Consider the following 14,636-nt stretch of genomic DNA (forward strand, 5'->3'; position numbering starts at 1 on the left):
AAACAAACCGACATTTCGAACCAGCGGCCGATGAGAATCTCATTAAATGGCGTAGGAAAATCAGATGCAGTTTACCAAATGGAGCCAATTTACCGTGTCAGTCCTGGTACAGTCGAAGACTTAAACGAGCCACGGCACACTAGCTTTACGTATGCTAAATATGATGAAAATCACTAAAAAATATCCAGCCACTAAAATTTATTTCGCTACTTTCGCCGAAAATCAAAACTAAATATGTCTTTAGCGCAACAACTTCAAGATCGATCAGGCAATAAATGCGAATTATGTACTTCAGAAGGCAACCTATCTGTTTACGAAGTTCCACCAACTGATAATGCTAATGCCGATAATTGCGTTTTAGTTTGCAAAACTTGCTTAGATCAAATTGAAAAAAGCGAACAGATTAACCCAGAACATTGGAAGGTTTTAACAGAAACCATGTGGAGCGAATTTGCGCCAGTACAAGTTGTTGCTTGGAGAATGTTAAGTAGGTTGAGAAACGAAGGTTGGGCTGCCGATAGTTTGGATATTTTATATTTAGATGAAGCTACTTTAGAATGGGCAAAGAAAACCGGCGACCATGAACAAGATGGTACGGTAGAATTTCATCAAGATAGCAATGGCGCAAGACTATTAGAAGGCGACACCGTTGTTTTAATTAAAACGCTAGATGTGAAAGGCTCTACCATTAGCGCTAAATTGGGCACCGTTGTAAAAAACATACGCTTGGTGCATGACAATACCGAACAAATTGAAGGAAAGGTTGAAGGCCAAACCATCGTTATTTTAACAAAATACCTGAGAAAAGGCTAGTACAAATCCTATTTTCTTATAAAAAGAAGAGTAAAAATAGTACCACAAAAATCAATAAAAACAAATTAATAAGAGAGCTCGTTCTATCTTTCTTAACTAATCGCAAAATTATTTCGGCTATTAGGGCAATACCCCAAAAAACAACTATTGCGCCGGCCAATAACACGTAACCAAATGGTCCGCCGGTATGCCTGTGATAGTCTCCTACACACAAGGTATGAGGATCATAAAGAAAATAGTAAAGTAAAAACAGGCTAAATAAGGGTACTGCTAAAATAGCCAAGCGTATTAAAAGATGTTTAATTATAACTTTCATCGTTCTATTTTTACAAATTTTTGTCCGTCAAATCTTAAGCTAAACTCGCTAGGTTCGCTATAGTAACCTTTGCCGATTAATGTTTTCAGTTTTTCAGTTTTCACACCCGGCATAAGTGCATCAAGATCACTACGAAGTGATGCATGCGCCAATAATCCGCGTAGAATTTGTGTTTTTGAGTCAAAATCAAACTCCATATTGCATAGGTTAATATATCCGAGATCAGCAAATGCCGGTTGATCAATTATTAAGTGATCTCCTCTAATTTCTATTACATAAGCAACACTTTGGTAGCAATTCCCGTCTCCAGATTCCTGTCCAATTAATAAATAACGATTTTTCCCTGGGCTTTTTAATTTATAAATTTCATTAAAATCACAATTAATATTACTCGATAAATTGTAAGCAAAAGTTTTACCGGAAGTGTTTTTCCATTGAATAATAGGGTGAGTAATAATCCTCCGGGTTCCGCCACAATCGTAACCGAAATTAAAAATCTTTATTTCGGTCCTATCGCCGCTGGTTAACGATAATCGTAAACCCAATGCTTTGTAATTGACATTCGTCCAATTGGTATTAGCCAATAGTTTTACAGATTTTTTCGCGGTAGCCAAACACAAACTATCTATATTATAATCTGGTTCATTGTTGTAGCTATAAGTCGCAGCAAAGCTGATGCTCTTTTTGATTTCTGACGCCAAACTATGATAAATATGGTTTTGTGCATAGCAGAGCTGAACCATCAAATACATACAAACGAAACCTGATAGCTTCTTCATTCCTCGTTTTTCAATAAATACAGCTTTCCAGCGCTGTTAAATTTATAAGTGTATCCGAGCCATCTCGGCCCCGATTTACAAGTTGTGCTCAATTCTTTTCGCTCAGCATTTATTTTCAAATTGGTAAATTCTCCACAGCCCTTTGCACCGGCCGGAGCTGTCAGCTTCGTAAATTGCTTAGTTACTTTATTGTAGATAAAAACATCATAAGCAACAACCAAACCCTCTCCGTCAGTTACAGAAAAGGCTATATCGTCTATTCCATCAAAATTATAATCTTCTACATAAACATACCTCGCTCTATCCTTATCTTCAGGCAAAGGATTTAACAAAAAGTTTTTTTTAATCCCGTTAGGGTAAACTATGCGCAGGCTATCTTGATAAAACGAATAAAAATGAAATTGAACATTGTGTAGCAGCGCCATGCTTTTGCCATCGTATTCTTCGCTTTCATCAACTTTAAATTTAAACACTCTCCCATCGCTATATCGCTTATAATAAATATCCTCTACGTTTCTTGGCCATTCGGTAAAACCGTACTCGCCAGTAACTTTCCCATTATAAACCTCTGTCCATTTGTAAGTATTAAAATTAGGCTGACCAGAATCTCTATCACTACTATCGATATCTAGCGATTTTAATTTTAAAGGAATGGGTTGAGTTTGGCCTTTATACCAAACGAAAGCACCTTTTGTACCCGAATAGCCCAACTGAAAATATATTGGTTTCTTTTCTCCAATAGACTTGAATTTCATTTGCGCCAACAGAAAATTAGGCAATAGGGAAATTCCAAAAATGACAAGGTAAATCGTTGATCTTTTCATCCTTTTTTTAAAATGATATACTAAAATACATTTACACTATTAAAAAAACACATCATTTAACTATCCGTTAAAGTAGCGTTTATATTCGTCTAATTTCTTTTATTATTCGCAAAGCGAAATCATGTTGCATTCAAATAATAAAGCAAAACACGCAAATAAAGATTGAAAACAGGCTAATAATAAAACACGGTGTTTTGCTTAAAACTTAATATTATTTTAGTTTGTAGTTAACGCATTAAACCATAAACCCAAATGAAAAAGAAACAAATGTTTAGTGTTTTATTGATTGCCGTTTTAAGCATCGTGGCATTTTTTCTTGTGCGTGCGTATTTTAGAAGCGAAGGTTATTTTCTGTCTAAACTCCCTCAAAAATATAAAACCTACCCATCGTTAAACGAAAAAATAGAATCTGAAAATTTCAAGGTTATTACACTGTTTACCGGTGCCAGACCAAAACAGATTTACAAAGACACGGTAAATGATGTGTTGATTATAGAAAAACTTGAAGAGTTTAAAGCTAAAAGCGATAACGAAAATAACCTACTTTCATCTACGTATTATAGATTAGACAAATCTGGAAAGTTGCTGGACAGTATTACCACGCGTAGCGACGAAGATTTTGGCTATGAACACGCTGGATTTATTCTTTATGAAAATACATATAGTACTTATTTACAGAATGGAAAAACAGACAAAATCCCATACAAAATAATTAACCAGGATTTGAGCATGGGCAAAGATGCACTAACTATGCTCTTAAGCCAAACGCGAGAAAAATCTGTAGCATTAAAAGTAGATAACGAAGGTGATTCTATAATCTACACGGCATTTATTAATGGATTGGTTGAAAAAATTTATACTCCAAATGATATGGACGTGGCGGTGGAGTATAAATTTCAAACTAACTTTTTATTATTACCAAGAGTGAACGAATATATAGATGGCGTTTTTTACGACTGGCAGAATAAAAAATCTCCTATCTACATCGATTACTTTTTAAAGCAACATTATAATTCGGCAACCTCGCCATCGCCTTTTGCGCCAGCGCCAACGAGCAGACCAGCTAATTGGGAAGGGATGGCTTATTTTCACGTTCCTATAAAAAACGATACGCTTAAATTTAAGCACACCATCAATTTCTACCCAGAAGAAAATTCAGGTTTTGCACCCTATTACAACAATTATCAATGGGGACAATTAGACTTTTTTGAGGCACCAGAGTACAGTTTTAAATTAATTACTGTGGGTTACGACAATGATCATGTTCATCAGCTAGATGGTTGTTACATAATTATTCCGAAGAAATAATATGGAAAAGCAAAAGAAAAATTTAGCGCTCTTGATGGCAATTACGGCAATTGCCTTATTATCAGCATGTGATTTTTTATTTCCGAAAAAGGCTAAATCGGCTTTGCCTGAATATACTTGGGGCAGTGCTATTAGCGATAAATACTTATGGCCTATGGTAGTAGTTAACGCAAATTTCATCAGTCCTGATGGGGTTACCTTGGGCATTAGCGATTTTGGCAAGGAACAGTTTGAACCGTTGGGTGGCAAATGGGGCGTTGGCAATGGTGATACCATTGGAACGTTGGCTCCACTGCCGGTAAGCTTAAATTTAGAATGGCTTTCTATAAGAGAAAAGCTTTTTTACAAAACATCGGTTAAATTGCCGGCCAAAAAATTGGATAGTATTTTTAGAACCGCCAATGGTAAACAGCTTATCGTTGGTTTGGCACCCAAAGGGGAATTTATACTTTGGGCCAAGGGTACGAAAGGCCTTCAAGAAATACAAAAGTTTACTGCAAAAACCCATGACCCAAATTGGGAAGTTTTTCCGAAGGAAAATGAAGAAGATCAGACCGCTTATATGCAACGCATGTACAACAAAATTAGCAATACCGAGCGAGATGAAATAAATGCAAGCTTAAGTTTTGGTAATGAAGAAGCTACCGACGGTATTTTTAATGGCATTTATACCTATATAACGCAACAAAAAATTGGCCAGCAAGAAATGCTCCTCGTTCACAAACTCAAAGATAGTTTAGGCTTTGTTAGCCAAAACAAGTTGCCAGAAACTTATTCGCAGGGCGATTTGATAAAGGTACGATGGCGAAATGCAGACGTGGTATCATATAAAAAAGACGGCACATCAACTACTAAACAAATACTTATTGCAATAAGAACCGAACGCTATAAAAAAGGAAAACTATCCATTTTAATTGAAAAAGGCATGCCACCGTTAACCGCTTTTTTTGAACAAGAAAGAATTTTTGACGAAAAAACTTTACTATTGGGTGATTTGGTCGCGTTCTATTTGGCAAATTCTAACGATCAAGACATCCGCTATGCGGTAGATGAAAGAAAAAAGCAGGCGTTAAAATATACTGTAAGCGATTACCGATACAATAATGGCAAAGTTGGTTATCAAATTGTAATTACGCCAGTAAACGATCCCGATTTTGCTAAGAATATATACCTCCATCCATCATCGCCCTTGCGATTGCTAGAATGGCAAGAAGTTAAACAAAACGAAAAAAACTAAACTCATGGATAACATTAGTTAAAACACGTTTATTTTAGCTGTAGTTATTTTACCTAACTTTTGCGCTTGCCGTTTGTTGTTAAAACCAACGCTCTAAAATTTTAAATTATTTAGCTAAAGTAAAATTAAGTTATTAATCGAATAATTTTAAACTACTACATCAATTCTCGATTTTTAATTACATTTTTGCAAAAAATTATTTGATATAAATGCAGAGTTACTCAGAATTTCTTGACTTAAGTGTTGGTTTTCCACAAGAAGGTTACAGCGTTATAGACGACGAATTGTACTTCCAAGACCTTAATTTAATGGAAATGATTGAAACCTATGGCACGCCATTGCGTTTCACCTACTTACCTATGGTTACCAAAAAGATTCAGCAAGCAAAGTTGTTGTTTCAAACGGCTATTATCAAAAATAATTACCGTGGCGATTATAAGTATTGTTACTGCACAAAAAGTTCGCACTTCCGCCACATTGTAGAGGAAGCTTTAAAGAACGGCATCCACTTAGAAACTTCTTCGGCATTTGATATGCCAATGATTGAAGCTTTGGAGAAAAAAGGTGCATTAACCAAAGATATCACAGTTATCTGCAACGGCTTTAAAACCTATCAATACAAGCAATATATTATAGATATGTTGCACGACGGTTATAAAAACATCATTCCGGTTTTAGACAACAAAGAAGAATTTAACCTTTACGATGATGAAATTGAAATGGATACGCCTTGCAACTTGGGTATCCGTATAGCGGCAGAAGAACAACCAGATTCTCAATTTTACACCTCTCGTTTAGGTGTACGTATGGAAGATGTTATAGATTTCTACAACAACAAAATCGCCGGCAACCCTAACTTTAGAGTTAAGTTGTTACACTTCTTCATCAATTCAGGCATTACAGATTCTCCTTATTATTGGAACGAATTGGAGAAATATGTAACGCTATACTGCAAATTCAAAAAAATTAATCCAGAATTAGATACGTTAGATATTGGTGGCGGTATGCCATTTAAAGATAGCTTGGTATTCGATTTCGATTACGAATACATGGTTAATGAAATTGTAAAAAGGATTAAGGAAATTTGTGCCGAGCACGATGTAATAGAGCCAGATATCATCACAGAATTTGGAAAATATACAGTTGCAGAAGCATCGGGTATTTTATACAAGGTTTTAGGCCGTAAACAACAAAACGACCGCGAAAAGTGGCTAATGTTAGACGGTTCTTTTATTACCAACCTACCAGATGTTTGGGCATTAAATCAGAAATACATTTTACTGCCAATTAATAACTGGGATGCAGAATACGAACGTGTAAACTTAGGCGGTATCACCTGCGACGGTCAGGATTATTACAACCAAGAAGCACACATGAACAGTGTTTTCATGCCTAAAACCCGTAAGGTACAATATTTAGGTTTCTTTAACACGGGTGCTTATCAAGAGGTTTTAAGCGGTTATGGCGGTATCCACCACTGTTTATTACCTAGCCCTAAACACGTAATTATTCGCAGAAACAGAGATGAAACTTTCAATTTTGAGGTTTTCGGCGAAGAGCAAAATAGTAAACAGGTTTTAAAAATCCTGGGTTATACTTCTTAAAATAGCAAAGATAAAAGAGATAAGACTATTAATCCTTCCCGGTATTCGGGAGGGATTTTTTATTTATTAATCTTCCTATCGATGGTACTTAGTAAAAAGAATTCTCTGCTTTTATTGCAAATCTGGACGTTTAAATTAGAAAAGCAAAAAACAGCTAATCGGTAAATTCAGTCCCGCCCTCGCTACAATCTTTTTTGTTTTTTAAAACTTTCAACGTCTGGAACAAGCTGAGAATACCAAGCATAATGTTTTAACAAAAAAGTATTTTCGCTAAGTCGGGTTTAAATAAAATAGGCTTGTAATACTATCATTTGGCTAATTCGCAATATTTTCACTAACTTCCATTATCCCTATTTAAAATAACGATACATATTTCTCGTATGCTTAAAGAAGTTAATTTAAATAAAGTATTTGTTATTGATATAGAAACCGTTCCGCTGTATCAATATTTCGAAGAAATGCCCGAACACATGCAATCCCTTTGGGATAACAAAACAGAGTTTCAGCGAAAGGATAATAAAACGCCTGCAGAATTTTACGAACGTGCAGGCATTTGGTCGGAGTTTGGCAAAATCATTTGCATTAGTGTAGGCTTATTTCACTTGGTAGAGGACCAATTGCATTTTAGGGTAAACTCCTATTCAGGCAATAACGAAGTTGAAGTATTAAGCCAATTTAGTAAACTCTTGCAACAGCAACCTAACGACCAAATTTTGTGTGCACATAATGGTAAAGAATTTGATTTTCCCTATTTGTGTAGACGGATGCTGGTTAACAAAGTTACAATTCCAACGCAGTTGCAAATAGCAGGCAAAAAACCATGGGAAATTAACCACATCGATACTATGGAGCTCTGGAAGTTTGGTGATCATAAAAACTACACCTCATTAAATTTATTAGCCGCTATTTTTAACATCCCAACACCTAAAGATGATATTGATGGCAGCATGGTTAAGGATGTGTATTATTTAGAAAACGATCTTCCTAGAATTGTAAGCTACTGCCAAAAAGATGTAATTACCACCGCACAAATTCTATTACGTTTTAAAGGATTGGATTCAATATTAGAGGAACACATTTCTATAGCTTCAACCAAAAATTAAAGCAAAGAATGCTAAAATCAGGTATAAATGCTACCTTAGTAATTAATGTTAGAAGTTAAAGAACTTGCCATATCATTTTACAGCCGAGAAGAAAAAACTTGGAGCGAGGCCGTACACAAAGTAAGCTTTAAACTTGCAAAAGGTAAAGTTTTAGGTATCGTAGGCGAAAGTGGATCAGGCAAATCCGTTACTTCCTTTTCTATTATGCGCTTGCACGATTCGAAAAATACCGACATAAAGGGTACAATCGAATTAGATAACATCAGCATTTTAAAACTTAGCGATAACGAAATAAGAAATTATCGTGGCAATAAAATGGCGATGATTTTCCAAGAACCCATGACCTCGCTAAACCCCGTGTTTACCTGTGGTTTCCAGGTTCAGGAAGCTATCATGTTGCACCAAAAGGTTGGTAAAGACGTTGCAAAAGCGCAAACTATAGCGCTCTTTAACGAAGTACAATTACCAAGACCAGAAAATATTTTTGAAAGTTATCCGCACCAACTCTCTGGCGGGCAAAAACAACGGGTAATGATTGCTATGGCATTAAGTTGCAATCCTGAACTCTTGATTGCCGATGAACCCACAACCGCACTAGATGTAACGGTACAAAAAACAATATTAGAACTGCTGTTGCGCTTAAAAGACGAACGCAACATGGGCCTTATTTTCATTACACATGATTTAGCAGTAATCAGTGAGATTGCCGATGAACTTTTGGTAATGTACAAGGGCAATATTGTAGAGCAAGGCCCAGCGAAGCAATTGTTTGAAAATCCGCAACACCCATATACAAAAGGGCTATTAGCTTGTAGGCCAGCTCCACAACGTAGGCTAAAAAGGCTACCTGTAGTTGCCGATTTCTTAAATGAAGACAAAGCCATCGGCGTTAAACATTTGCTGGACATCAACAGTTTTACAGATCAGGAAATAGCGCAAAGACGACACGAATTATATTCGCAACCACCTTTATTGCAAGTGCAGAACTTGTGTACTTGGTACCCTATTAAAAAAGGTTTATTTGGTAAAACTACCGATTATGTAAAAGCAGTTGACAATATTTCCTTTGATGTATTTCCAGGAGAAACCTTGGGCTTAGTGGGCGAATCTGGCTGTGGAAAAACTACCTTAGGCAGAAGTATTTTGCGACTGGTAGAACCAACTTCGGGGAATATTATTTTTGATGGAGAAAACCTGAGCGAATTAGGAAAGGCCGACTTGAGAAAGATGCGCAAAGATGTTCAAATTATTTTTCAAGACCCTTACTCTTCGTTAAATCCAAAAGTTACGGTGGGCAATGCCATTATGGAGCCTTTGCAAGTACATGGCATATTCAAAAATGATAAAGAGCGTAAAGCTCACGTACTTTCGTTACTCGAAAAAGTTAACCTAAATGTTGATCATTTTGATCGTTACCCGCACGAATTTTCTGGCGGACAACGACAAAGAATTGTAATTGCAAGAGCATTGGCGTTAAAACCTAGGTTTATCATTTGCGATGAATCAGTATCTGCATTAGATGTTTCGGTGCAAGCGCAAGTGTTAAACTTATTGCGAGAACTACAACAAGAGTTTGGCTTAACCTATATATTTATTTCGCATGATTTAGCGGTAGTAAAACACATTTCTGACAGAATGATTGTGATGAATAAAGGAAAAATTGAAGAAGAAGGCTTCCCTGAAATCATTTACAACGCCCCGAAAGCGGCCTACACTAAGAAACTAATTGATGCAATCCCTGGCAAAAAAGAATTGATTTAAAAACTCTACTAAGATTTGGAAGGTTAGAAAAAAATCTTGTCAATAGTACAAACCATCCGCCCGATGTGATGATTTTTCTTAAACCAAACACTCTTTGGTTTGCGCCTAACTACAAAAGCGATAACCCACAAGCTGGAATTAAACAAACCCGATTGCGTGAAAATACTTTTTGTTTAGGAAGAAAAGCCCATAGATTTAATGACAATAGTTAAAAATAAACTGTGAGTTTTGTGTACTGAAGAACAAAAAGATTGAAACAAAAGCGGGACTGCAAAACCTATTGTTGCTGCCACTGTTTTACCAGAAAACCTTTATTATTTTGTTATAGAAACGTTAATTAATGTAAAAATATGACAAAGCTTGGGGTTGATTTGTTATCTTAGTTTTTATACAAAAAGTGCTATGGCAAAAAATAAAAATGCGCAGGTTAAACTTGTTCTAACCCAACTGATTACTGATATTTTCGAGAAAAACAATAATGTGGCGCTAAACCACAAACAGGTTGCGGCTAAATTAAACTTAACTGATGGTGCATCTGCAGATACGATTTTAGAAATATTGGTAGAACAAACTGAAAAAGGCATATTTATTAGGCCAGAACGCGGAAAGTTCAGACTGAAAGAGCTTAAAACATTTTTAACCGGAACAGTTGATATGACTGCCGATGGCTCTGCCTTTATTATACCGGACGATGAATTTGAGAAAGATATTTTTGTGGCGCCACGAAAATTGCGCAATGCTTTAAACGGCGATAAGGTTAAAGTTTACGTGTATGCTAAAAAAACCAGTGGTCGTAAAAAAGAGGGCGAAGTAGTAGAGATTATCTCGAGAGTTAAGACCGATTTTATTGGCGTAGCAAAAGTGAGCGATCGTTTTGCGTTTATAATTCCAGACGACCGTAAGATGGCGCATGACATTTTTGTACCGCTTAGTGATTTAAACGGGGCAAAAAATGGCCAAAAAGTATTAGTGGGCATTACCGACTGGCCTGAAGGTGCTAAAAATCCTATTGGTAAAATCCTTAATGTTTTAGGTACGCAGGGCGAAAACGATACGGAAATGAATGCCATTTTAGCGCAATATGGTTTTCCGTTAAGTTTCCCAGAGGAAGTTGAACACGAAGCCAATGCTATACCAGAAGTAGTGAGCGAGGCGGAAATTGCAGGCCGGAGAGATTTTAGAAATACGGTTACTTTTACCATAGACCCAGCCGATGCGAAAGATTTTGATGATGCCATTTCATTTAAACAACTTCCCAACGGAAATTACGAAATTGGTGTACATATTGCCGATGTTTCTCATTATGTAAAACCAAAAACCTCATTAGATAAAGAAGCTTATGAACGTGCTACTTCTGTTTATTTGGTAGATCGGGTTATACCTATGCTACCGGAGCGTTTGAGTAATGGCGTTTGTTCTTTACGCCCTAATGAAGATAAATTATGCTTTGCTGCCGTGTTCGAACTAGATGAAGAAGCAAATATAGTTGAGCAATGGTTTGGGAGAACGGCCATACACTCTGACAGGCGCTTTAGTTACGAAGAAGCACAGGAAGTAATTGAAACAAAACAAGGTGATTTTGCAGCAGAAATTTTGAAACTGAACGAATTAGCCTACATTTTAAGAGATAGAAAGTTTAAAAACGGAGCCATTAGCTTTGAAAGTACCGAAGTTAAATTTAAGCTTGATGAGCGAGGAAAACCTATTGGCGTTTATGTAAAAGAACGTAAGGATGCACATAAACTTATTGAAGATTTTATGCTTTTGGCAAACAAAAAAGTAGCTGAGTTTATTGCAAAAAAAGGTAAAGGGAAAGATAAATATACTTTCGTTTACCGTTCTCACGATTCGCCTAACCTTGAGAATTTAGGCAACTTCGCAACCTTTGCAGCAAGATTTGGTTATAAAATCAACACAAAATCTGATAAGGAAATTGCAAAATCCCTTAACTTTTTGATGGAAGACGTGGAAGGCAAAAAAGAGCAAAACATGCTTACGCAACTGGCTATTAGATCTATGGCCAAAGCTATTTATACCACTAAAAAAACTAGTCACTACGGTTTAGCATTCGATTATTACACCCACTTCACCTCTCCTATCAGACGTTATCCTGATGTAATGGTGCATAGATTATTAGCGCATTATTTAGATGGCGGAAAATCGGCAAATGCCGACGAATATGAAAACGCAAGCTCGCATTCATCGGCTATGGAAAAGCGTGCTGCCGATGCCGAGAGAGCTTCTATAAAATATAAACAAGCAGAATACCTGGAAGATAATATAGGAAACACCTACACCGGTATTATTTCTGGCGTTACCGAATGGGGAATGTACGTTGAGCTAAATGAAAACAAATGCGAAGGCATGATTAGGTTGCGGGATATTACCGACGATTTTTATGTATTAGACGAAAAAAACTTTTGCATAGTTGGCCAAAGAAAACATAAAAAGTACCAATTGGGAGATGAAGTGCAGATTAAGGTTAAAAAAGTAGATTTATCTAAACGCCAAATTGATTTTACATTGCTGCAAGATTAATATGAAAAAACTATTTTTTAGCCTAATGATGCTCTTGGCTAGCGTTAGTTTACATGCTCAAAACATAATCGGAAAGGTTACCGATCAGAGTAACGGTCAACCTATTCCTTTTGCTTCTGTAACCATTATAGATGCAAATATTGCAACGGTAACCAATGAAAACGGAGAGTTTATTCTTTCTGGTTTTACCTACCCAATAAAACTTCGCGTATCGCATATCAGTTATTTGCAAAGCGAAATTAATTTATCGCAACGTGGAGAAAAACTTTCTATCCAATTAGTTCCTGCAACCCTTAGCTTAAATACGGTAACAATCGATCCGTATTTGGGCCAAAGAATTGTAAAAGGTGCATTGGAAAAAGCGACCGCAAATAGTGACAGAAACTATTACACGAATGCATTTTACAGGCAGTTATCTACATTAAACGACAAGCCTAACCAGATTTTCGAACTATTTTACGATTTAAAATGGAATCCTAAACGTGTGCAAGGATGGTCGGCGAAACATAGCCGTTTTGCAGAGATGAATGATGGACTCAGTTTTTCGATGAATAATCAATCTTATCTAACTTTTTCTTACAGCGGATATTTGCTACAGGAAAAAGGTTGCAAATATATAACTTTAGACAACTTAGCCGATTTTACCATCAACATAGAGCGTTACATAGAACAGGCAGACCAGCGTGTTGCGGTGGTGTCTTGCAAATATAACAAGGCTAAAAAGAACCAATATTACGTAAACTCCACCTATTACATCGGCATGGACGATTCGAACATCTATCGTTTGGAAAATAATGTTTACAATGTTCCTGTAGCCTTATCAGATGCTAAAGCCACCTACCCGCCAGCATGTAATACGGTTGCCACTTTTAAAAACTATGGAGATGGTGTAACTGTTTTGGAAAGTGTTTCTACAAAATTCCTATTAAATGGTACAGCTAAAGGATCAGGACAGGAACTTCGCCTATCGGTAAGTTCCTTGCTTACTGTTTTCTCAGTAGACAATAAAATATCCGACAAAAATTTTGTAACCCTCAGTAAAAAAACAAAAGATAAGGCAGTTATTCAATCAATAGCTTATGATGCTAAATTTTGGGCCGATAATCCAATCGTAAAACAAACAAGTTTAGAAGATTCGTTTATAAAGATGATGGAAAACAAAAAGGCTTTCGGCACAATGACTAATCCATAACAATGAAAAAAACACTTCTACTTTTAACAGCTCTTGTCCTACCGTTTTTAAGCCTAGCTCAAAACATAATTAAAGGTAAAATAACAGACGATTTAACCGGCACCGCAATACAGTTTGTAACCATAATGGTTAATGAAAAAACCAAAACCATTACCAATGAAAGCGGCGAATTTGAGTTAAACATTGCCTCTTTACCCGCAACTGTTTTTATTTCTCACGTTAGTTACGAAGCTGTAAAAGTTAACAAAGTTGACGAGAGTGTTTTGAACATTAAGCTCAAGCCTTTAACGGTAACTTTGAAAGAGGTAGTAATTGGCGACTACGCAACTATGCTAATGAAAAATGCCTACGAAAAAGGCAAAGAAAATAAAGAATCTGATAATTATGCAAAAGGTTTTTTAAGACAAATTGCCTATGAAGCAGATAGACCAACCTATTTAAACGAAATGTATTTTAATGGCAACTGGAGAAACTATGGAATGATTAAATGGCGTCCGTTAGAAGCTAGATACCTGCGAGATAGGGCAACTGTTTCCTATACAAATTTTAGCTTTTTCACGCTAGCCATGTCAGGTTTTCTGGCCAATAGCGTACACCATAAAGGTTTAGTAGAGAAATTAGATTCTCTTTACAGTTTTAAACTGAAAGGCACATACCAACTCGGCGACCAGGAAATCGCCATTATTAGCAGTACGCCTAAAGTTAAAATTACGAGAATGTATTTTGAAGGTGATTATTTTATTAATACAAGTACTTTCGAAGTATTAAAACTAGAAGGAACAGTATTTAATTTCAACTTAAGTAGTTCTGGTATAATGGGTATTAAAAACGATGGCTTAAAATTAATGGCACAGTTTAAAATAGATAAAAATGGGGCGAATGTTTTAGACTTTTCTACATTTAGTGTAACAAGTAGACTTAAAGTATTAGGCATTGGCGCAAAAACTACTACTTTTGCATCTACATTGTTTATGGTAGATTATAATGATGTTTTTAATAAGGATTTGCAAGAATTAAATGCCAAAACCAATGATATTAATACTACCAAAGGCATAAATTTCAATGCAAATTTTTGGAATGAAAACCAAACCATAAAACGCACTGCGAAAGAAGAGCAAGCAATACAAACATTAGAAGCAGCGCAACAACAGAAAAAATAGC

The 14,636-nt window shown here is 36.2% G+C and carries 13 protein-coding genes; 10 read left to right on the forward strand and 3 right to left on the reverse strand.

Translation table 11 applies throughout. The features are described from left to right. Positions 1-30: 30 nt before the first annotated feature. Together DUT69_RS19270 and DUT69_RS11180 are read left to right on the forward strand one after the other, a co-directional pair. Positions 31-177, forward strand: coding sequence for a hypothetical protein (locus DUT69_RS19270; protein WP_162796291.1), 147 nt, complete (start codon positions 31-33; stop codon positions 175-177). A 57-nt stretch (positions 178-234) separates the two neighbouring features. Beyond that, positions 235-813, forward strand: a complete 579-nt coding sequence (locus DUT69_RS11180; protein WP_113653296.1) for a PhnA domain-containing protein — start codon at positions 235-237, stop codon at positions 811-813. Between the two features lie 16 nt (positions 814-829). On the opposite strand, the gene DUT69_RS11185 is transcribed toward DUT69_RS11180, so the two are convergent. From DUT69_RS11185 to DUT69_RS11195, 3 genes are read right to left on the reverse strand one after another with little or no spacing between them, the layout of a single operon-like run. Next, positions 830-1,129, reverse strand: a complete 300-nt coding sequence (locus DUT69_RS11185) for a hypothetical protein (RefSeq protein WP_113653297.1) — start codon at positions 1,127-1,129, stop codon at positions 830-832. Next, positions 1,126-1,908, reverse strand: coding sequence for a hypothetical protein (locus DUT69_RS11190; RefSeq protein ID WP_162796292.1), 783 nt, complete (start codon positions 1,906-1,908; stop codon positions 1,126-1,128). Before DUT69_RS11190 ends, DUT69_RS11185 begins: the two co-directional genes overlap by 4 nt. Then, entirely contained in the window at positions 1,905-2,732 is an 828-nt protein-coding gene (locus tag DUT69_RS11195; protein WP_162796293.1) for an XAC2610-related protein, read from the reverse strand. Before DUT69_RS11195 ends, DUT69_RS11190 begins: the two co-directional genes overlap by 4 nt. A gap of 252 nt (positions 2,733-2,984) precedes the next feature. Between DUT69_RS11195 and DUT69_RS11200 the strand changes: the two genes are divergently transcribed. The 8 genes from DUT69_RS11200 (at position 2,985) to DUT69_RS11235 (ending at position 14,635) form a co-directional block, all read left to right on the forward strand. Further along, on the forward strand, positions 2,985-4,040 hold the full coding sequence (locus DUT69_RS11200) for a hypothetical protein (RefSeq protein WP_113653300.1): 1,056 nt from the start codon (positions 2,985-2,987) through the stop codon (positions 4,038-4,040). A 1-nt stretch (position 4,041) separates the two neighbouring features. Next, the gene (locus tag DUT69_RS11205; protein WP_113653301.1) at positions 4,042-5,277 is read left to right on the forward strand and encodes a DUF2931 family protein; all 1,236 of its coding nucleotides are present in this window, start codon (positions 4,042-4,044) and stop codon (positions 5,275-5,277) included. 209 nt (positions 5,278-5,486) lie between these two features. Next, complete coding sequence (locus DUT69_RS11210; RefSeq protein WP_113653302.1) at positions 5,487-6,881, forward strand: arginine decarboxylase; 1,395 nt, start codon at positions 5,487-5,489, stop codon at positions 6,879-6,881. 380 nt (positions 6,882-7,261) lie between these two features. Beyond that, the gene (locus tag DUT69_RS11215; RefSeq protein ID WP_113653303.1) at positions 7,262-7,984 is read left to right on the forward strand and encodes a 3'-5' exonuclease; all 723 of its coding nucleotides are present in this window, start codon (positions 7,262-7,264) and stop codon (positions 7,982-7,984) included. Positions 7,985-8,029: 45 nt separating this feature from the next. Beyond that, on the forward strand, positions 8,030-9,745 hold the full coding sequence (locus DUT69_RS11220; RefSeq protein WP_113653304.1) for an ABC transporter ATP-binding protein: 1,716 nt from the start codon (positions 8,030-8,032) through the stop codon (positions 9,743-9,745). A 402-nt stretch (positions 9,746-10,147) separates the two neighbouring features. Continuing rightward, positions 10,148-12,283 (forward strand): ribonuclease R, encoded by a 2,136-nt coding sequence (rnr, locus tag DUT69_RS11225; protein WP_113653305.1) that lies wholly within the window; start codon positions 10,148-10,150, stop codon positions 12,281-12,283. 1 nt (position 12,284) lies between these two features. Then, the gene (locus DUT69_RS11230) at positions 12,285-13,475 is read left to right on the forward strand and encodes a carboxypeptidase-like regulatory domain-containing protein (protein WP_113653306.1); all 1,191 of its coding nucleotides are present in this window, start codon (positions 12,285-12,287) and stop codon (positions 13,473-13,475) included. Positions 13,476-13,477: 2 nt separating this feature from the next. Beyond that, positions 13,478-14,635, forward strand: coding sequence for a carboxypeptidase-like regulatory domain-containing protein (locus tag DUT69_RS11235; RefSeq protein WP_113653307.1), 1,158 nt, complete (start codon positions 13,478-13,480; stop codon positions 14,633-14,635). Position 14,636: the final 1 nt, after the last annotated feature.

It is taken from the genome of Pedobacter namyangjuensis, assembly GCF_003313325.1.
Taxonomy (GTDB): domain Bacteria; phylum Bacteroidota; class Bacteroidia; order Sphingobacteriales; family Sphingobacteriaceae; genus Pedobacter; species Pedobacter namyangjuensis.

Bases quoted from the DNA above. Each gene is read 5' to 3' on its own strand.
- rnr (WP_113653305.1), top strand. From the start codon at position 10,148: ATGGCAAAAAATAAAAATGCGCAGGTTAAACTTGTTCTAACCCAACTG.
- DUT69_RS11220 (WP_113653304.1), top strand. From the start codon at position 8,030: ATGTTAGAAGTTAAAGAACTTGCCATATCATTTTACAGCCGAGAAGAA.
- DUT69_RS11200 (WP_113653300.1), top strand. From the start codon at position 2,985: ATGAAAAAGAAACAAATGTTTAGTGTTTTATTGATTGCCGTTTTAAGC.
- DUT69_RS11230 (WP_113653306.1), top strand. From the start codon at position 12,285: ATGAAAAAACTATTTTTTAGCCTAATGATGCTCTTGGCTAGCGTTAGT.
- DUT69_RS11235 (WP_113653307.1), top strand. From the start codon at position 13,478: ATGAAAAAAACACTTCTACTTTTAACAGCTCTTGTCCTACCGTTTTTA.
- DUT69_RS11180 (WP_113653296.1), top strand. From the start codon at position 235: ATGTCTTTAGCGCAACAACTTCAAGATCGATCAGGCAATAAATGCGAA.
- DUT69_RS11210 (WP_113653302.1), top strand. From the start codon at position 5,487: ATGCAGAGTTACTCAGAATTTCTTGACTTAAGTGTTGGTTTTCCACAA.
- DUT69_RS11190 (WP_162796292.1), bottom strand. From the start codon at position 1,908: ATGAAGAAGCTATCAGGTTTCGTTTGTATGTATTTGATGGTTCAGCTC.
- DUT69_RS11215 (WP_113653303.1), top strand. From the start codon at position 7,262: ATGCTTAAAGAAGTTAATTTAAATAAAGTATTTGTTATTGATATAGAA.
- DUT69_RS11195 (WP_162796293.1), bottom strand. From the start codon at position 2,732: ATGAAAAGATCAACGATTTACCTTGTCATTTTTGGAATTTCCCTATTG.
- DUT69_RS19270 (WP_162796291.1), top strand. From the start codon at position 31: ATGAGAATCTCATTAAATGGCGTAGGAAAATCAGATGCAGTTTACCAA.
- DUT69_RS11205 (WP_113653301.1), top strand. From the start codon at position 4,042: ATGGAAAAGCAAAAGAAAAATTTAGCGCTCTTGATGGCAATTACGGCA.
- DUT69_RS11185 (WP_113653297.1), bottom strand. From the start codon at position 1,129: ATGAAAGTTATAATTAAACATCTTTTAATACGCTTGGCTATTTTAGCA.